Genomic DNA, 16,605 nt, shown 5'->3' on the forward strand with positions numbered 1-16,605 from the left:
GCTGACACTTCTCTCTTGCCCGGGGCGCTGGCGCCGCGTTCAAGCATCCAATCGGACGTACGCCCACAGGGAGGGGCGCAAGAGCAATGCCCGGTGCCATTGCTGGCACTGACCGCTTCTACTCGAAAGTGGTAATAGCCAAAAGTGTGCCAAGCCGTCGCAGGCCCGCCCTCATGGGATCCGGCGGGCGAGGCAATCAGCAGGAGGTGGGCAGGCGATTCGCAACGGTGCGAATTCAAGTGGGCGCGCCTCAATCTGGTGCGCAACCGATGGCTGCAAAGTATTCAGTTTTACGTAGAGATTGTGCTGAATGAAGGTTGAAGATTGTATTCGCTCAGTTGGCACAACCCCTGCTTAGTCCGGAATCGAGTAGAAGCGGTCAGCACAGAGGGCTCTCAACAGAACCCGAGGTGCAGGGCATTGCTCTGGCGGCATTACGCCGCGCACCCGGCAAGGGTCGCCCCTCGTTAACTTGAGGGCCAGAGCAGCTGCTTGATCCGCAGCTCGGGCATGCCTTGCCGGTGATATCCGCCAATCACCTGACAAGGGCAGCCCATGACAGCATCGCGTATTCCATTACTTGCACCTTCACTGCTGCGTCGCAGCCTGGCGCCGCTGTTAGCTCTGGCCAGCGCCGGCGCCGAAGCTGGCCCTCTGTTGTGGAACGACAACAGCTTGAGCTACCTCTACGGCCAGCATTTCAAAGTCGACGGCACTGGCGACGATACTCAGCAAACGCTCAGCTTCGAACACGCCAGCGGCTGGACGTGGGGCGATATCTTCATGTTCGTCGACAACAAATGGTCCAGTGGACTCTCGGGTGCCGACGGCCATTCCTACTACGGTGAATTCTCCCCACGGCTGTCGCTGGGCAAAATCACTGACCGCTCCCTGAGCTATGGCATCGTCAAGGACGTCCTCATCGCCGCCACCTACGAGCGCGGTGAGAACCGCAATCGCAAATACCTGCTGGGTCCCGCTGTCGACCTCGTGCTTCCAGGCTTCGATCGCTTTTCCCTGAATACCTACTACCGCAAACCCGACGGCATCACCGGTAAGGCCTCAGGTCAATGGCAGATCAACCCGACCTGGTCCATGACCCTCCCGGTGGGTCGCTCCGACATTCTTTTCGACGGTTATCTGGAGTGGTACGTCAACGACGTCGGCAACAAAGGCACCTCCAACTATGTGGCCAGGAGCTTTCACTTCAACCCACAAGTCAAATACGACGTGGGCAAGGCGCTGGGGCAACAGCAAAAACGTTTTTATGCGGGACTTGAGTGGGATTACTGGTCGAATAAATACGGGATTGAAGACACAAGCGGATTCCCTACCGACCAGAACGCGTTGAGTCTCTTGCTCAAGGTGCATTTCTGACGTGAAAGAGCGAGCTGTTGCACGTGGGAGCGGGGCGCTTGGTGCCCCGGTTTCATTCTGTCTAAGGCTGGCAGAAAACAAGCGGGTGGCTAGCCAGGCCGCATCAGTACGCGGTAGTGAGCCGGAGCGTTGCCGATCGGGAAATCTGGACGCCGATGGTCGATCAGATGGTCGCGGCTGGGCAGGGCGCAGCCCTTGAGGCCATGACCAAGGCAGTGCCGATGGGCCGACATGGCAAACCAGAGGAGATCGCTGACGCGGTTCTCTGGTTAAGCAGTAGCGCCTCCAGTTATGTCACCGGCCAGTCCATATCAGTGGATGGCGGGTTCGTCATGCGGTGATCGTGCCACGTTTTACAGCGCGCTGATTCAAGCCATGCCTGACTTTCACCCGTACATCAAAGAAAGAGCTACATGTTGGAATCGAATCCACCCAAAACAAGAATGATGACGGTAACTGCGTTGTCCACCATCATCCTGCTGACCGGGTTATTCAAAAGGAAGGGGAAAGCTGATGGGTAAACGTTTATTGGGAGTGATCGCTTTGGCTGGATTACTTGCAGGACAAGCGCTGGCCGCCGAGGAAAACGGCTTGGTGGTACGCGTCGCGCAACTTGAAATCGATCCTGCACAGGTTGCGGCCTATCAGGCCGCAGTCAGAGAGGAAATCGCGGAATCGACTCGAATAGAGCCGGGCGTAATATCTATCTACGCGGTCGCCGAAGTCGACCGCCCAAACTGGTTTCATTTTTTCGAAATCTACGCCAGCGACTCGGCATATCGAAGCCATATCGAATCGCCGCATTTCAAAAAATACGCCGTTGCTACGAAGTCGATGATTCTGTCGAAGCGTTTGATTGAAACAACACCAATCGAGCTTAGTCCACGGCCTGGCCCGTAACCGATTGCCCGCTGGGCACGCTGATTTATCAATGGAGGAAGGCAATGAAAAAATCAAAGGCAATGGCGGTAGCGATGGCAGGACTGGCGTATTTTGCGGTGGGCAGCTGTCGTGTGATGGCGGCAGACGCCGAGTTGGCAGCACCACTTGCCTACTATGTTGCCGAGTTTGAGGTTACCGATCCCGAAGGGATGAAGCCTTACAGTGCGCAGGTCGAATCAACCTTCAAACCCTATGGCGGGCATTTCATCGTGCGTGGAGGAAAGACCATTTCGCTTGAGGGTGAAGCGCCAAAGCGTCGCCGTGTCGTCATCGAGTTTGCGAGCATCGAAAAAGCCCAGGCTTGGTACGACTCTAAGGAATACACCGAGTTGAGGAAAATTCGTCAGCGTTCAGCCAAAACGGATGTGTACTTGATCGAGGGAGTACCGGCGCAATAGCTACCGAGTTGGGGGCGTATTGAATTATCAAGAGCATGGCGAGGGTGGCGTCCTTGTCGAACGCCTCGTCCGCGAGTTTGGCAGCCTGATGCACGTGCGCCGCGTCGCCCAGGGCAAAGTCCGGCTCGATCCATTCATGAGTGGCGGGGTTGAGCGCCTTCATCGTGCCGGCAGTGGCCGCGACGTTTTCTGCGCCGATGATCAGCTGTCCTGTGAGGTTCATCACCATTACTCCTGCACTGCCAGCGCTTCAATCAGTTCCTGGGTGGTGACAATTGAGTGAGCGAAAGTCGGCCCGTTCAACTCGTGGGCGGCGTGCATCATTTCCGCACGGAATGCGGCGGTCGCATCGCGCACCAGCGTGACGTGGTAGCCCAATTCCGAGGCGTAGCGGGCGGTCGCTTCGATGCAGGTGTTGGCGAGCAGGCCGACGATGATCACGTGGGTGATGCCTTTCTGCTTCAGGCGAAAATCAAGGTCGGTATTGGCAAAGCCGCTGGCGCCCCAATGTTCCTGCACGACAATGTCGCCGTCCTTCGGCGCGAAATCGGGATGCCATTCGCCGCCCCATTCACCACGTGCGAAGTGGTGCATGTGCATGATTTTGCACTGGGTCGGTGTTGGATGATCCCAGCCTTCGTAGTCGCCATGTTCCCAACGGTGGTGCGGCACGATGACCACCGGAATGTTCTGCGCTCGTACGGCGCGATCCAGGGCTCGCAGGTTGTCGAGCAGCCCGACCTGTTCGGCAATCGGCTTGATCAAGGGGAAGACCTTGCCGTTTTCCGAGAGAAAATCGTTGTACGGATCGACCAGCAGATAAGCGGTGCGGTTCAGCGGATAAGGGGCTTTCGACATGACGATGTACTCCACGCAAGTTGAGTGACCGATGCCGTGGGCTCGCCCGGGCATCGTGATGGTAAATCGCTTTGTCAGGCTACGGCGGACTCTCGTGCCACTTGCCTGAGAATTTGTTCGTACTCCTTGACGGATAGCGATCCGGACACCAATTGACGACCGTTCAGTACCAAGGCCGGGACCGAGTTGATCCCGCGCTCAAGGTAAAAACCTTCAAGTTCACGGACCTCGAGAGCGAACGCCTCGCTAGTCAAAATCTCGCGGGCGCGGGTGGTTGAAAGTCCCGCTTCACCGGCCAGGCGCACCAATGTTTCGTGGTCGCTGGGGTTCTCGCCATTGGTGAAATAAGCCGCGATCAGGATTTTCTTCAGCGCGACCTGGCGACCTTCCTGCACGGCCCAAAGCAGAAGGCGATGGGCATCGAAGGTATTGTAGAAATGGCTGCGCTTGTCCAGGTCGAACTGAAAACCGATGGCTTTGCCGCGCGCGACGATCATTTCATTGCGCGCAGCGACTTCTTCGGCGCTGCGCCCGTATTTGCGCATCATGTGCTTGATGGCGTGCTCGCCCTCGGCCGGCATGTCCGGGTTCAGTTCGAAGGGCTGGAAGGTGAGTTCCACGGCAACCTCGCCGGCAACATTGGCGATGGCTTGTTCCAGCGCGGTGGCGCCGAGTGCGCACCAGGGGCACACGACATCCGACACAAAGTCGATACGGACGGGAAAAGTCATTTCTTCGACTCCGTCAGTTGTTGGCGGTACTCGGTGGTGGTAATTCCGGCATAGCCCCAGTTGTCGGTGTCGACCTCTTCAATAACGATATGGGTGAGGTGCGGGTCCTTGTTGAGGACGGTTTGCATGGTTTTGGTGATCTCGGCGATGACTTGGGATTTCTGTTCTTTGGTAACGCCGTCGCGAGTGATACGAACGCTGATGAAAGGCATGGGATAAGTCTCCAGTAGGCGCCCCATCGATATGATGAGGGGAGCAGTGGGATGGACTTTAGAGTGTTGCGTTCAGGGGATAAATCAGGGGCGGAGAACATCACTTATAACGCTGTGTAATCAATACAACGGGGCGCTTTGCAGAAGGTAATCGCCCTCCCTGGCTGCAGGCGCGGGGAGGGCGAATGCTACGGCGGGAGGAATCAGTTCTGCGCTTTGCTCATGCGGGTAAATAGCTCGGTTGGGACTTTCTTGCCATTGGAGACGTACTGGTTGGTTCTGAACTTGTAGACCTCACCTTCCGAAAGAAAACCATCGTGGTTGGTGTCCATCGCTTTGAATTCTTCACCGCCCTGAGGTGCCACAGTCAGCAGTTCTTTTTGAGAAACAAGGCCATCATGGTCGGTGTCTGTGCGAGCGAAAGAGTCGTCGCCACATTTGCCTTCACCGCACTTGCCCTCGGCAGTAGCGGACTTGTCGCTGGCTTCGCTGGCGCCGCATTTGCCTTCGCCACACTTGCCTTCGCCGGTTTTATCGGCCGATGCCAGTTGGTAGCCTTGGGGCAATGGCTCAACAGCAAAAGCGGCAGACGATGCCAGGCTCATACCACCGGCTAAAGCAATTGCGGCCAGGCCGAGACTGGTTTTGTTCGACATTGGTTTACGATACATAGTGCTTCTCCAGATGCTTTGCGCGGCGAGGCCGCGATTCATGCCACAGGGCGGATAGACCCTCAAGGAAGCTCGAGGCGAAGAGCGCAAGCGTCGTCCACTTCGACAGAGCGTCCTAGTTCGGGTAGGCCTATTTAGCGGGAGTCATGTATCGGCGATGTATCGGCGAGCGGAGCATTTGTAAGCCAATCCCAAGACTTCGCGTTTGGGTACATAGAGATACAAAAACCGACCTCAGCCTTTGCGCGTCAGTCAGGACAACAGCTCTAAAACGGGTGTCGCTGCTACCCCGACAACAGCTTGCTCATGCAGCTTGCGCATCAGAACCAGTGCGTCAGCAACGAAGCCGGTCACGTCTGAAGCACCAGCCTCCGCAGCCAAAGCGTGCAACTGCGCTCGTCCATCCATGGCAGGGAACTGCTCGATCCGCTGCAATAAACGGAACGCGAGAGGGCTGACCTGGGAGAATTGCACTTGGCCACTCGGCACACGGTTGATCAGCAGCAACGTCGGTTGTTCTGGCGGCTCAGAAGGCAGGTAGCCTGGCCCAAGACGATGTACGGCCCAGGTGTAAGCCAACGGCCAGACGAGCGGGGAAAGCCTGAGGGGGCGGGCGAGTAACTGTTCCGCATCACTGGCTTTTAACGGCGCAGCGTCCAACTGTTGCAGCGCCATTTCCACCCATTCGTAATGAGCCAATTCAGGCAAGAACGGGTACCAGGGGTGTTCGTCGCCGGGCGAGTCTTCCAGGCTCGCTACGAAGTCTACAAACTCACGGGCAATTTCTCCGAAGCGTGGCGTTTGCGCGCGGTAATCACGCAAAAAACGTCGTACCAGTGCACGCCAACCGGCATCACCCAGCACGGCAACCAGCACCGGAAACGTCCCACCCAGCAACCCCAACAGATTGTTCAACACCAGGTTGAGATAGACCTGTGCTCTCTCGGGATTCATCTGCGCAGGCGGCGCATAACTGTCCGGGTCACGCAGGTACCGGGTCAGCGCGAGCTGCTGACTGTGCAAACTTGAAGGGGAGTCAGCCATCGACGGTCACCCGCACCAAAGCATTGGCGTCGCGTTGCAAGCGCCTGATGGTGTTCAGCTCAGCCACCAGTTCGTCGTAGGACGGAAAGTTGAAATCGCGCTCCAGCAGGGTTGGCTTCACGCCGAAAAGGTCATAAGCCTGTCCCAGCAATGACCAGACTACCGGTTTGACCGAAGCACCATGGGTGTCGATGATCAGGTCATCAGCTTCGTCGTAATGGCCAGCCACATGCATGGTGACTACGCGTTCTGGTTCCAGGCCGGCGAGGAAAACCGCTGGATCGAAGCGGTGGTTCACTGAGTTGACGTACACATTGTTAACGTCGAGCAACAGGTCGCAATCGGCCTCGCGGAGCACTGCATTGGTAAAAGTGAGTTCGTCCATGTCCTGATAAGCAGCGGCGTAGTAAGAGACGTTTTCTACAGCAAGACGACGACCGAGAATGTCCTGTGCACGGCGGATGCGCGCCGCAACGTGATGAACGGCCTCCTCAGTGAATGGCAACGGCAGCAGATCGTATAAATGGCCATCGTCACTGCAGTAACTCAGGTGTTCGCTATAGAACGGCACGTTGAAACGATCGAGAAACCCGCGGACTTGCTCAAGAAAAGACTCGTCCAGCGGCGCACTGCCACCCAGCGAAAGTGACAGGCCATGGCATGACAGCGGATAGCGTTCAGCTAGCAACTGCAGGGCCGCTCCATGAGCGCCGCCGATACCGATCCAGTTCTCTGGAGCAACCTCTAGAAAATCGAAATCACCGACCGGAGCGTCACGAAGCGTGTTGAGCAGCGCACGGCGCAATCCCAGCCCGACGGTCGCCTCAAGGGAGAGCTGTGGATCTAAATGCGTTGGTGATGAAGTGTTCGTTTGCATGAGCTCAATACTCCGATTCGACGTCTGGAACCCCCGATCCACAGCACCTCCACGGTTACCGCAGGCAGCCGGGGGGTGTGAATCGGGTGATTGAAACCCGCCACAGTTCTGCTCAAACGAGGTTGATCACCACGTTGATGTTGTTCCGCGTCGCTTTGGAGTACGGGCATGTCTGGTGTGCGGTGTCGATCAGCTCTTGAGCGACGTTGCGATCCAGCCCGGGAAGGAAGACGTTGAGGCGAGCCTGGAGGAAATACGCACCATCGGTTGTGCCTAGATCGACTTCGGCGTCGACCGCAAGGTCAACCGGGAGGGTGACTTTCAGCTTGCTCGCCGCTAGTCCCATTGCACCGATAAAACAGGCCGACCAACCCGCGGCGAACAACTGCTCTGGGTTGGTACCGGCGCCAGAGGTGCCAGGCGACGACAGCTTTATATCCAGTCGGCCATCGTCACTGAGCGCGGTGCCATTGCGTCCACCCGAAGAGGTATGGACTTTGCCGGTGTACAGCACTTTATCAATATGGGTCATGTTGAAACTCCTGATTACTAGTGGGGTTGAGAGCGATAACCTTGGTGACGCGATAGCACTCAGCGCGCATTCAAACGCTTTAGATACCGACCGAAGAATGTATCCAGGCTTAGCTTGCCGGCGCCTGTGAACACCAGGGGCAGAAGGGCTACGAGGTAGATCAAAGGAAGTTTGAAATTGCCGTAGCCTTTGTTGCTGATGGAGTAGCCCATAGCCAGTTCACTCAACGTTGACCACTCTGCTGGCCAGTGAACTGCGGCAGTTGCCACGACGGTGACCACTATGAGGATCAGTGCCGAAAGACGTGTTCCCAGGCCTACAAGCAAAGCAATGGAACAGAGCAGTTCTGCCCACATGGATAACTGCCAATTGAACGTAGCCGGCAGATGATTGAAGGGAAAAGGAAAGGCCCCTTGAATGCTCGGGAACCAGTTCTCACCGTTCCACTTTTCCCATCCCGCTTCAAAAAACTCCCAGGCCAGAAAAACGCGCAGGCTCAAAGGGGCGATCCAGTCCCCAGCGCGATCGAGGTTAAGGTGCAGGCGATTCAAGACCGATGACGCGTTTGTTTGCATGGGTTTAATCCTCCGACTTGTCGTCAAGAAAGTGGAAGCCCTTCAGGTGCTCCCAATGACAGGTGTCAGGCACAGGAGCACTGCGCTGGCCGTGAGCGCAGTTCATCGTGCTGGTGTATCTCGCTTGTGTCTGAGGGGGCGGGAAGATCAATGTTGTGTAACGTGTTTGCGTCCGTACACACTTGGATACAGAGCGATACCTGTCGAAGGCGCTATTTTGGAGTTGGGATATATGATCGGCTGCGTTCTACCGGTGACTGGCGGGAGGATTTCGCAGGGCGAATGAACGTCGCAGATGAGGGGAGGGGCGAGGGCGTGGAAAGTACTGTTGAATGAGGGGGGCACGCCAGGTGCCCACCTTATCTGTCTGGAACCGCCTAAGGTATCAAGCGCATCTCTCGCAGTTTGTCGAACACGTCGAAAAAAGCCTGATCACTCGCTTGGTAGGCAGTGAAGCCCATCAGGCGGCTTTTCGACATATCCGTGACCACTTCGATGGGCCGACCGAGGTCGGCATCGGTATGCCATGGGGAAATCAGGCGACCGATATCGGATTCTTTCAAATCGTGTTCGGCGACTATTTGCGCCCAAACGGCTTGATCGTCCGCCATCTGCTTCTCTAGAGGCGAAGGTGACGCAGGATAGTCAGCAGCAGGCAGGTCGAAGTATTCGGCAATTCGGCTCCACATCCATTTCCACCGGAATACATCGCCATTGGTGATATTGAATGCCTGATTTGCCGCAGCCGGCGTGGTGGCCGCCCACAGTTGTTGTTTCGCCAATTGCCGCGCATCGGTCATGTCGGTGAGGCTGTCCCACTGCACTCTGGATCCGGGAAACACAAACGGGCGATTGGTGTGTTTGCAAATCGAGGCATAGACGGCGAGGGTGGTTGCCATGTTCATCGCATTGCCCACGGCCACGCCGGTGACGGTATGCGGGCGATGAACGCTCCAGGTGAAGCCGTCCTTTTCCGCAGCGGCGAAGAGTTCGTCTTCCTGGGCGTAATAGAAATTCTCGACATCCAGACGACCCTGTTCTTCGCGAAACGGCGTCTGCGGCAGGCTGCCTTTACCATAGGCTTCGAACGGGCCGAGGTAGTGCTTCAGGCCAGTAACCAGCGCTACGTGTTTGACGCTTTTGGCTGGGCGAATGGCGGCGAGGACGTTGCGCACCATGGCGGCATTGACGCGAATGTTCTGGGCCTCCGTGGCTTGCCGCGACCATGTGGTAATGAACACATGCGTGGGTTTCACATCCCTTAGCGCCTGTTCCAGAGAAGCAGGATCCTGAAGGTCTGCCGCGACAGGGATCACGCCGTGCGCTTGCGATGGATGTCTCGACAGCGCGGCGACTTGCCACTGGTTGTCGATGAGTAACTGGGTGATGGCGCTGCCGACAATGCCGCTGGCGCCCACGACTAGAGCTGTCTGGGTCATAGGTTTCTCCTGGATTTGAGTTTGGGAGTCCGTCTGAGCAACAGAGGTTCAACCTGAAAATCCGTTAGAGTGCGCGCTACTCCCCGTTAAAGCCTGTGAGAAAAATGACTCGTCCGCTGTTTGTCGCTCTGGATGGCCCCAAAGGCGTCGGCAAAACCTCGCTGTTGGAGGCCATCACTGAAGTCCTGAGGGCAGACAACCAGAAAGTCATCCGACTGTGCGAGAAAAAAAGCGACCCGTTCAGGGGCGAGACAATGCATCTGGTGAACCGACTCGTCCGACATCCCGACCGGAATCTGGAGCTGGAAGTTTGCCAACGCCTGGCTGATAGCCGCAGTTGGATTTCCCGAAACGTGCTGACCAAACAACCCGCCAACAGCATCATCCTGATCGATCGCTGGTACCCGTCCGATGCGGCGTTTCGCCGGATAGTCCCTTTCGCTGAAATCCTGCAGTTGAACATTGACCGCAACGTACAGGTGCCAGACCTGCATGTCGGGGTGGTTACAGCGGCGGAGATTTCGTGGGCGAGGGCAGGGGCACGCCGGCGTGGCTTGAGCAGCACTGTGCTTCGCGGTCTGGAGGAGCATGTCGCTTGTACTGAGGCGTTTGAGCTGGCCGCTACCGATCAGGGTTGGTTTTTGTGCCGGAATGAGGGGACGATCGAGGAAGCGACGGGGCGGGTGGTAGGGGAGATTAATCGGGTGGTGAGCCGCCTGCGTGTTCCTTAGCGCCAGTCCCTCAGGGCAGATCACGGTCGACTAAGAAAGGCAGCGCGGAAAGTGCCATTGCACAAAAAAACGGGGCTCCAGCGCTGCGAATATGTGCTGGAGCCCCGTATTTATGGGCTATCAGTCAAAACTCAGTTCCTGAGTCTTGATGTGATTGGCCACTGCGCCGGAGATGGCGTCGAAGATTGCTTTTTCATTTTTGCTGTAGACCTCCATGTCGAGATCCAGGGTAATGGCAGCGCTGCGGATCAATACACCTTCATGGTGGTAGCTGACAAACAGTGAGTGCCAGTCTGTGAATTCCACATCCAACACGAGGTAAACCACCGTCACCGAAGCCATGCCCTGATCGTTCTTGATGGGGCCAAAGGCGACAGTCGTACGGCCGTCCTTGGTGCTGGCCTTGTTCCACCAGAAGGTCATGAAGTCGTGGGTACCGGAATCGTTGGGATCCTTTGCCAAGAGCGTCGCGAGCTGCTTGAAACTCTCGAGTTCCGCCGCTCCCAGATACGTGCCAACGATGGTGGTCAGCAAACTACCGATGTCCACGTCACCAGAAGAGACATCCTGCCTGACCTGGCCGCCGCTCGCTGCCTTCACGGTGAAGCCCAGATCGGTCAGTTGGTAAACCACAGCATCGAACCATTGCTTCGTCTGCAGATAGTCCGTATTGGTGATGTCCACGCCCTTGCTTTTCAGGACAGCACGCGCAGCCCCCTGTGCGTAGAGGTTCAGGTGAGAGTATGCGCTGACCTGCTCCGGGGTAGCATCGGTCATGGCATAAACCAACTGCGAGTCGATGGCTGTGGCGTCGATTGTCGTCGTAGTTCCACCGGTTAGCACGCTGCCCAGCTTAGGCGGCGCAAGGGCAGGCCATGCGCAGGTGATGATCCTGCTCGTAAATCCCACACCATCGCGAAGATAGGCTTGACGAGAGCGCCAGTCGGGATGGGAAGTGCGGTCGATAGTGAAAGGCACGTCACGCAACCCTTCGGGAGGGTTACCTATGGACTTGTCGATTGCCACGTTGAGCCTCTTCAAAAGCCCGTCGCACTCGCATTTCGCGAAAACATTCAGATGGTAGTTCAGGCCTTCTGTGTTGGTGACCTGCACGTGAGCACTAGCCCCCAGAGCCGCTTGGCAAGTTGAGATGTTCCGACCGAAAAGGCTGAACGTTTTCTGGGACTCGAACTTCACTTCTACATCAGCTTTTGCAGATTCCTTAGTGCACATGATGATCTCCAGCTCATACCCAGGCGTCATTGCTTGGGCATCTAGAAGTTATCAATATCGGACCCTTCGTGAAGCTCAGTCGGTTGAGCAGTGCTCACGAATTACCCTGAAAGTTTTGCGTGGCGCTCAAGGTGCTGGAGTGGTCACTTCATCAAGAAACTTGGCGAGGTTACGAACGTCGTTGTCGGCCATTCTTTCAATCACGTCCGCGAGCGCTTTGCGATGCGGCGCGTCATGCATCGCGGCGAGCGTGTGTTGCCCACGGCCGAGCAGAAGCCAATCGGCATTGACGTTCAGCTCGACGCACAGCTTGGCAAAATTCTCCATACTGATTGGCTCTGAACGAAACCACCGACTGAGGGCACTATCCGTCACGCCGATTCGGTGTGACAGCGCGTAGAGTTTTGGAAACCCACGAAGGGTATAAGCGAACTGAAGTCTCTCGCCGTAGCTTTTGATGCCATGCATTTCCATATCTTTCTTCGTCCTTTACTCGGAGAGGCATCGAAGGCTTCAGAAGTCCGCAGCCTCTCCGGGTTTAAGGCGGGTGAAGCCCCCAAGAGCGAATCGAGTGTGGTAACTGGCAGCCGGCAGCGCGCCAACGATTGCTCTCGGCCATGCTAAAGACGAACTCATGTGCCGTGATATGAACTTTGTTGACAGAGAGCAAAGGTAGGTGTCCGGCCAAGGTGATGAGAGGCCAGGTTAGGAGAATAGCGATGCTGGATAAACTTCACTTCAGTCGATGCCTTATTCACGATTTAACATAATATACATTACACGTAACAAAGTATTACAAAGTTAGCGTGGTCGCCCAGGAGATTTGAATCTGCGTTGGCCGCTTCAAAACCAGCTTTCCCTACAACCTGCATTCTTCCCAATCTACAGCCCTCATCCATCATCACGCGTCAGCTTTTCAATCAGCGCACCATGCTGCGGAAACTGTGCCGTGAGTTTTGCGCGATTACCGATTTCCATGTCTGCGAAATCAAACCCAGGCGAAACCGCTTCGCTGATCAAGCCAAAGCCATTTGAGCCTTCCAGTAATCGAGAGGCTTTCCAAATTCCACCCGGTACGTGCAACTGCAGTTGCTGACCAGCCAAAACATCGCTGCCCCATTACCAGCGTTTGCAATGAGCCGTCGGCGTGGATCAGGTTGTATTCGATGGCGTCGCCCAACTGGAAATAATGCAGGATGTCGGACTGGTTGAAATGAAACTGGCCCACTGGCGATTGCTCAGTAAGCAGATAGTAGATCGAGGTCAGCAGATATCGCGGGCCTTGCTGCGTTTCGAGGCAGGCACGGTGATCGGCTTGATAGGTTCTGCGGTAATAACCGCCCTCGACATGAGGCTGTAGATTCAGCGCAGCAATCACATCAGTTGCGTTCGGCTTGCGCTGAATCATGGTCTTCTCCGTTATGGGTAATGTTTTTTGTTAGCTCAACTAAACGGTCATTTAGTGTAGTTAACGTATTTTCGACGACGATCGACGCATTTACCCTGCTCCATTAGAAGTCTACCGTCGCCGACAGCAGATACGTTCTTGGCGTAGAAAGCGTCAACCCCGGCTCACTATCATCCGATGCACCCGCCGAACTCCAATAGCGTTTATCCAGCACGTTTTCGACATTGGCGCGCAAGGTGATTGTCTTCTCGTCCAGCTTGAAAGCATAGCGCGTACCTACGTCGAACCGCTCCCAGGAATCGATTTCCTTGTCGTTCGCCTGATCCAGATACTGCGAACTCGAGTAAATACCACGGCTGGTCAAAGTCAGCCCCTGCACAGTCGGTACGTCCCACTCCGCGCCGAGATTGACGTTGTATTTCGGTGTCGCCGGTGCGCGGTTGCCGTCGAATGTACCGTTGGTGGTATCGGTCAGTTCGCTATCGATGTACATCACACCGCCGAGCAATCTGAAGCCTTTGAGCGGTTCGCCGAACACGCTCAGTTCTACGCCGTTGTTCTCGCGCTTGCCGTTCGGGCCGAAGACTCGAGTGGTCGCATTGGTTTCGTAGGCAGGTTGTTTGATGCGGAACACCGCTGCCGTCAGCGCGTATGAGCCCGCGTCGTATTTGGCGCCCACTTCAATCTGACGGCTGATGAATGGCGGGAAGATTTCGTCTTCGTTGATAGATGTCGATGGCGCGATCTTGCCTTGGCTCAGACCTTCCATGTAGTTGGCGTACAGCGAAAGTTTGTCCGTCGCCTTGAACAGAATCCCGCCCGACGGCGAGACCTTTTCTTCATCGTAGGCCGTGTCGCCCTTGATGCCGTCGCTCCAGTCATCGACTTTGACCCGCTGCCAGCGCGCCCCCAAAGTCAGCAGCAGTCGATCATCGAAGAAACCGAGCGTGTCGGACAAGGCCACGCCGCTGAAGCGATTTTCGGTGTAGACCTTGGCGTCATTGCGGGTCGGCGTGCCGGGTCTGGCTATTTCCACCGGGTCGTAGAGATTGCTGCGCCCGGCCGCGTAACGGGCGCCGCCGTTTTCGAAGTCCATATAAAAGTAATTGGCAGCCAGGTTCACTTCATGGCTGACCGGCCCGGTCTGGAACCAGTTACGAACGCCAGCGGTAGCCGTGCGAACGTTTTCGTCGCGAGTGAAGTCGCGCGGCTGGACGCTGAAGTCGCCGGCGTCATTGGTCACCGAGACCGCATGGCGCAAGAAGTCGTGATTGCTTTTACGTGCGCCGACGCCGCCATACAGCATGACTGAATCGCTGACATCGAACTCGCCGTTGAGCGTGCCGAAAGTGTCTTTGGTTCGCGCCCGGCTCCAGGGTTGCGCGTAGTTATCGCGCACATCATTAGCGTTCGGCACCTTGGCACCGGCCGCGACCTGCACGCGTTCCTGCGGTGCGTCGGTGTCGCGCTCGGTGTGGCCGATATCGGTGGAAAGTCGCAAGCGTTCACCACGGAAATCCAGACCGAGTACTGCCATGTCGCGATCGACACTCTGGTGATCCCATTCCGTATCTCCGGACTGTTTGACCCCGTTGAAGCGCAAACCGAATTGGTTTTCGTCACCAAAACGCCGTCCGACATCCACCGCGCCGCCGACTTGGTTGTTCGAGGCGTAATTGGCCGTCAGCGAAGTAATCGGCTTGTCGGTCGCACGCTTCGGCACGACGTTGATCCCCCCTCCTACACTGCCCCGTGGCGAAATCCCGTTGATCAATTGGCTCGGGCCCTTAAGGATGTCGACACGATCGGCCATTTCCATGTCGATGGTGTAAGTCGGCAACACACCGTAGAGGCCGTTGTAGGCAACATCACTGTTGAACAGGCTGAAACCACGGATGGTGAATTGCTCATAGCGGCCACCGGCCGGGTTGGTTGCGCGTACCGAAGGGTCGCTGCCGATCAGGTCGCCGAGGGTGCGCGCCTGTTGGTTTTTCACCGTTTCGCTGGTGTAGGTGGTCATGCTGAACGGGGTTTCCATGAAATCCCTGGAGCCCAACAGCCCTTGCGAACCCCGCCGCGCGACCTGACCGCCGGCGAATACATCGGCATCCGCTGAACCGCTCGCGCCGAGTATGGATGTCGGCGCAAGTTGCAAGGTGCTGCCTTGCGCTGCGGGCACCAGCGTATAAGCCTGATCACCGACCGGTTGCAGCTGCAAACCGGAGCCCAGCAACAACCGGCTGAACCCCTCCTCCACACCGAACTCGCCGGACAATCCATTGCTGTTGCGGCCGCTGACCAGTGCCGGATCCACCGAAAGATTGACGCCGGCCAGACCGGCGAAGCGCGTCAGCGCTGTACTCAGACTACCGGCCGGCACCTGATAACTGCGGCGACTGCCATCGTCGGCCCAGCTCGATTGAATCAACACAGGGCTGGCACTCAGGCTCAGCAAAAGGCTCAACTGCAACAACGGACGCATACGACCTGGAAATACTGCGGGCATTGGAAGAAGCTCTCGATTTTGTTCACTTGCCTGGAATGACCAGCGAGGCGAAAAAAAGGGACAGGCTTCAGCCAGTTTTTTCTGCACGCGGTACCAGTGACACCCAAAATCGCGTTCGCGTATGCACATCGACGGGCAAACTGGCAGCCAGCAGTGCCAGCACTTGATCGGTATCGTCGAGGCGAAAGCTGCCAGTGACGCGCAGCGATTCCAGCGCCGGATCCCAGCGCAGCGCGCCCGAGCGGTAGCGACTCAGCTCGCGGAGGAAATCACCCAGCGGCTGGTTCTGCGCCATCAGCACACCGTCGCGCCAACCGGGCATCAACGCATCGAATGCCGTCACCGCCCCCGCGCCCGAAGCTTGCAGGCTGATTTGCTGGCCCTGCTGCAATACCAGCGTCGGGCCGTGCAGTGGCTGCAATTGCACCGAACCACGCAGCACGCAGACCTGGCAATGGCGCGCATTGAGGCGCACCGAGATGTCGCTGTGATTGACGATCATCCGCCCATAAGGCGCGTTGACGATAAAGGCTGAATCGCCCGCCACGTTGAGCGCCATCTCGCCACGAATCAGTGTCAGCTGACGTGCAGGCAGATCGACATTCACCGCGCTGTCGGTGTTGAGTTGCAATGAAGAATCCTGGGCCAACTGCACTTTGCGCCGCTCGCCGGTGCTGGTGTGCAAATCGGCACGCCAGACCTCCAGCGGCAGCTCCCGACTGATCAACCACGCCGCCGGCACCAGCGCCGCCACGCCCAAGGCACGCTTGAGAGCAGCGCGCCGCGCCGGATCCGGCCGATCCAGGGTGGCCATGGCCAGTGTCGGCGGCAAACCTGCGAAACGCTGGCGAAGCTGCTGGATTTTCTGCCAGGCGTTTTCGTGGCGACTGTCACTGGTGCGCCAATGCTGTAACCGGGCGTGATCTTCATCACTGGCGCCGCCGGATTCGAGCAAGGCCAGCCATTGCGCCGCCGCCCTCGCCACTTCCCGCGTTTCATCGTTGGGGGCAACGCGCATCACAGCTCCACCAGCAGGCAATGCTCGTACGCCTGGGCCATGTAGCGTTTCAC

General features: G+C 57.0%; 18 protein-coding genes and 2 pseudogenes. 5 read left to right on the forward strand and 15 right to left on the reverse strand.

The window, feature by feature from the left end; all coding sequences use genetic code 11:
• The first annotated feature begins 555 nt into the window (after positions 1–555).
• From QMX86_RS08505 to QMX86_RS08520, 4 genes are all read left to right on the forward strand, one after another.
• On the forward strand, positions 556–1,377 hold the full coding sequence (locus QMX86_RS08505; protein WP_122706208.1) for an outer membrane protein OmpK: 822 nt from the start codon (positions 556–558) through the stop codon (positions 1,375–1,377).
• Positions 1,378–1,493: 116 nt separating this feature from the next.
• Positions 1,494–1,718, forward strand: a complete 225-nt coding sequence (locus tag QMX86_RS08510) for an SDR family oxidoreductase (protein WP_257221768.1) — start codon at positions 1,494–1,496, stop codon at positions 1,716–1,718.
• A 172-nt stretch (positions 1,719–1,890) separates the two neighbouring features.
• The gene (locus tag QMX86_RS08515) at positions 1,891–2,277 is read left to right on the forward strand and encodes an antibiotic biosynthesis monooxygenase (RefSeq protein WP_282382924.1); all 387 of its coding nucleotides are present in this window, start codon (positions 1,891–1,893) and stop codon (positions 2,275–2,277) included.
• A 44-nt stretch (positions 2,278–2,321) separates the two neighbouring features.
• Positions 2,322–2,717 (forward strand): DUF1330 domain-containing protein, encoded by a 396-nt coding sequence (locus QMX86_RS08520; protein ID WP_123442469.1) that lies wholly within the window; start codon positions 2,322–2,324, stop codon positions 2,715–2,717.
• 55 nt (positions 2,718–2,772) lie between these two features.
• Here the strand turns inward: QMX86_RS08520 and QMX86_RS08525 are convergent.
• The 10 genes and pseudogenes from QMX86_RS08525 to QMX86_RS08570 all read right to left on the reverse strand — a co-directional run.
• Positions 2,773–2,940, reverse strand: a pseudogene (locus QMX86_RS08525) (aldehyde dehydrogenase (NADP(+))); the annotation flags it as partial.
• 5 nt (positions 2,941–2,945) lie between these two features.
• The gene (locus tag QMX86_RS08530; protein ID WP_273526888.1) at positions 2,946–3,575 is read right to left on the reverse strand and encodes an isochorismatase family cysteine hydrolase; all 630 of its coding nucleotides are present in this window, start codon (positions 3,573–3,575) and stop codon (positions 2,946–2,948) included.
• A 74-nt stretch (positions 3,576–3,649) separates the two neighbouring features.
• Entirely contained in the window at positions 3,650–4,306 is a 657-nt protein-coding gene (locus QMX86_RS08535; protein ID WP_282382938.1) for a DsbA family oxidoreductase, read from the reverse strand.
• Positions 4,303–4,518: a 4-oxalocrotonate tautomerase family protein gene (locus tag QMX86_RS08540; RefSeq protein WP_016774741.1), complete on the reverse strand. Its 216-nt coding sequence runs from the start codon at positions 4,516–4,518 to the stop codon at positions 4,303–4,305. The genes QMX86_RS08535 and QMX86_RS08540 overlap by 4 nt, the downstream gene beginning before the upstream one ends.
• A 203-nt stretch (positions 4,519–4,721) precedes the next feature.
• Positions 4,722–5,189, reverse strand: coding sequence for a hypothetical protein (locus tag QMX86_RS08545; RefSeq protein ID WP_282382941.1), 468 nt, complete (start codon positions 5,187–5,189; stop codon positions 4,722–4,724).
• Positions 5,190–5,441: 252 nt separating this feature from the next.
• The gene (locus QMX86_RS08550; protein WP_282382942.1) at positions 5,442–6,233 is read right to left on the reverse strand and encodes a putative DNA-binding domain-containing protein; all 792 of its coding nucleotides are present in this window, start codon (positions 6,231–6,233) and stop codon (positions 5,442–5,444) included.
• A complete protein-coding gene (locus QMX86_RS08555; protein WP_282382947.1) occupies positions 6,226–7,110 on the reverse strand; it encodes a DUF692 domain-containing protein in 885 nt (294 codons plus the stop codon). The genes QMX86_RS08550 and QMX86_RS08555 overlap by 8 nt, the downstream gene beginning before the upstream one ends.
• 112 nt (positions 7,111–7,222) lie before the next feature.
• Complete coding sequence (locus tag QMX86_RS08560; RefSeq protein WP_073476308.1) at positions 7,223–7,642, reverse strand: organic hydroperoxide resistance protein; 420 nt, start codon at positions 7,640–7,642, stop codon at positions 7,223–7,225.
• Between the two features lie 59 nt (positions 7,643–7,701).
• Positions 7,702–8,217 carry a DoxX family protein gene (locus QMX86_RS08565; RefSeq protein ID WP_273526879.1) on the reverse strand — a complete coding sequence of 172 codons (516 nt, stop codon included), beginning with the start codon at positions 8,215–8,217 and terminating at the stop codon, positions 7,702–7,704.
• A 377-nt stretch (positions 8,218–8,594) separates the two neighbouring features.
• Complete coding sequence (locus tag QMX86_RS08570; protein ID WP_282382954.1) at positions 8,595–9,656, reverse strand: SDR family oxidoreductase; 1,062 nt, start codon at positions 9,654–9,656, stop codon at positions 8,595–8,597.
• Positions 9,657–9,760: 104 nt separating this feature from the next.
• Here QMX86_RS08570 and QMX86_RS08575 point away from each other — a divergent pair, with 104 nt between their 5' ends.
• Complete coding sequence (locus tag QMX86_RS08575; protein ID WP_282382957.1) at positions 9,761–10,387, forward strand: dTMP kinase; 627 nt, start codon at positions 9,761–9,763, stop codon at positions 10,385–10,387.
• A 120-nt stretch (positions 10,388–10,507) separates the two neighbouring features.
• Here the strand turns inward: QMX86_RS08575 and QMX86_RS08580 are convergent, their stop codons facing one another.
• From QMX86_RS08580 to QMX86_RS08600, 5 genes and pseudogenes are all read right to left on the reverse strand, one after another.
• Entirely contained in the window at positions 10,508–11,620 is a 1,113-nt protein-coding gene (locus QMX86_RS08580; RefSeq protein ID WP_282382962.1) for a hypothetical protein, read from the reverse strand.
• A gap of 126 nt (positions 11,621–11,746) precedes the next feature.
• The gene (locus QMX86_RS08585) at positions 11,747–12,094 is read right to left on the reverse strand and encodes a helix-turn-helix transcriptional regulator (protein WP_122610634.1); all 348 of its coding nucleotides are present in this window, start codon (positions 12,092–12,094) and stop codon (positions 11,747–11,749) included.
• 417 nt (positions 12,095–12,511) lie between these two features.
• Positions 12,512–13,028 (reverse strand): annotated as a pseudogene (locus tag QMX86_RS08590) (cupin domain-containing protein).
• A gap of 103 nt (positions 13,029–13,131) precedes the next feature.
• Positions 13,132–15,534: a TonB-dependent receptor gene (locus QMX86_RS08595; protein ID WP_282382965.1), complete on the reverse strand. Its 2,403-nt coding sequence runs from the start codon at positions 15,532–15,534 to the stop codon at positions 13,132–13,134.
• Positions 15,535–15,601: 67 nt separating this feature from the next.
• A complete protein-coding gene (locus QMX86_RS08600; protein WP_282382967.1) occupies positions 15,602–16,552 on the reverse strand; it encodes a FecR family protein in 951 nt (316 codons plus the stop codon).
• Positions 16,553–16,605: the final 53 nt, after the last annotated feature.

Source organism: Pseudomonas sp. PS01270, assembly GCF_029959775.1.
Taxonomy (GTDB): domain Bacteria; phylum Pseudomonadota; class Gammaproteobacteria; order Pseudomonadales; family Pseudomonadaceae; genus Aquipseudomonas; species Aquipseudomonas atacamensis.

Excerpts from the sequence above, each read along its gene's own strand:
- QMX86_RS08505 (WP_122706208.1), top strand. The coding sequence starts at position 556 with ATGACAGCATCGCGTATTCCATTACTTGCACCTTCACTGCTGCGTCGC.
- QMX86_RS08515 (WP_282382924.1), top strand. The coding sequence starts at position 1,891 with ATGGGTAAACGTTTATTGGGAGTGATCGCTTTGGCTGGATTACTTGCA.
- QMX86_RS08520 (WP_123442469.1), top strand. The coding sequence starts at position 2,322 with ATGAAAAAATCAAAGGCAATGGCGGTAGCGATGGCAGGACTGGCGTAT.
- QMX86_RS08530 (WP_273526888.1), bottom strand. The coding sequence starts at position 3,575 with ATGTCGAAAGCCCCTTATCCGCTGAACCGCACCGCTTATCTGCTGGTC.
- QMX86_RS08535 (WP_282382938.1), bottom strand. The coding sequence starts at position 4,306 with ATGACTTTTCCCGTCCGTATCGACTTTGTGTCGGATGTCGTGTGCCCC.
- QMX86_RS08540 (WP_016774741.1), bottom strand. The coding sequence starts at position 4,518 with ATGCCTTTCATCAGCGTTCGTATCACTCGCGACGGCGTTACCAAAGAA.
- QMX86_RS08545 (WP_282382941.1), bottom strand. The coding sequence starts at position 5,189 with ATGTATCGTAAACCAATGTCGAACAAAACCAGTCTCGGCCTGGCCGCA.
- QMX86_RS08550 (WP_282382942.1), bottom strand. The coding sequence starts at position 6,233 with ATGGCTGACTCCCCTTCAAGTTTGCACAGTCAGCAGCTCGCGCTGACC.
- QMX86_RS08555 (WP_282382947.1), bottom strand. The coding sequence starts at position 7,110 with ATGCAAACGAACACTTCATCACCAACGCATTTAGATCCACAGCTCTCC.
- QMX86_RS08560 (WP_073476308.1), bottom strand. The coding sequence starts at position 7,642 with ATGACCCATATTGATAAAGTGCTGTACACCGGCAAAGTCCATACCTCT.
- QMX86_RS08565 (WP_273526879.1), bottom strand. The coding sequence starts at position 8,217 with ATGCAAACAAACGCGTCATCGGTCTTGAATCGCCTGCACCTTAACCTC.
- QMX86_RS08570 (WP_282382954.1), bottom strand. The coding sequence starts at position 9,656 with ATGACCCAGACAGCTCTAGTCGTGGGCGCCAGCGGCATTGTCGGCAGC.
- QMX86_RS08575 (WP_282382957.1), top strand. The coding sequence starts at position 9,761 with ATGACTCGTCCGCTGTTTGTCGCTCTGGATGGCCCCAAAGGCGTCGGC.
- QMX86_RS08580 (WP_282382962.1), bottom strand. The coding sequence starts at position 11,620 with ATGTGCACTAAGGAATCTGCAAAAGCTGATGTAGAAGTGAAGTTCGAG.
- QMX86_RS08585 (WP_122610634.1), bottom strand. The coding sequence starts at position 12,094 with ATGGAAATGCATGGCATCAAAAGCTACGGCGAGAGACTTCAGTTCGCT.
- QMX86_RS08595 (WP_282382965.1), bottom strand. The coding sequence starts at position 15,534 with ATGCCCGCAGTATTTCCAGGTCGTATGCGTCCGTTGTTGCAGTTGAGC.
- QMX86_RS08600 (WP_282382967.1), bottom strand. The coding sequence starts at position 16,552 with ATGCGCGTTGCCCCCAACGATGAAACGCGGGAAGTGGCGAGGGCGGCG.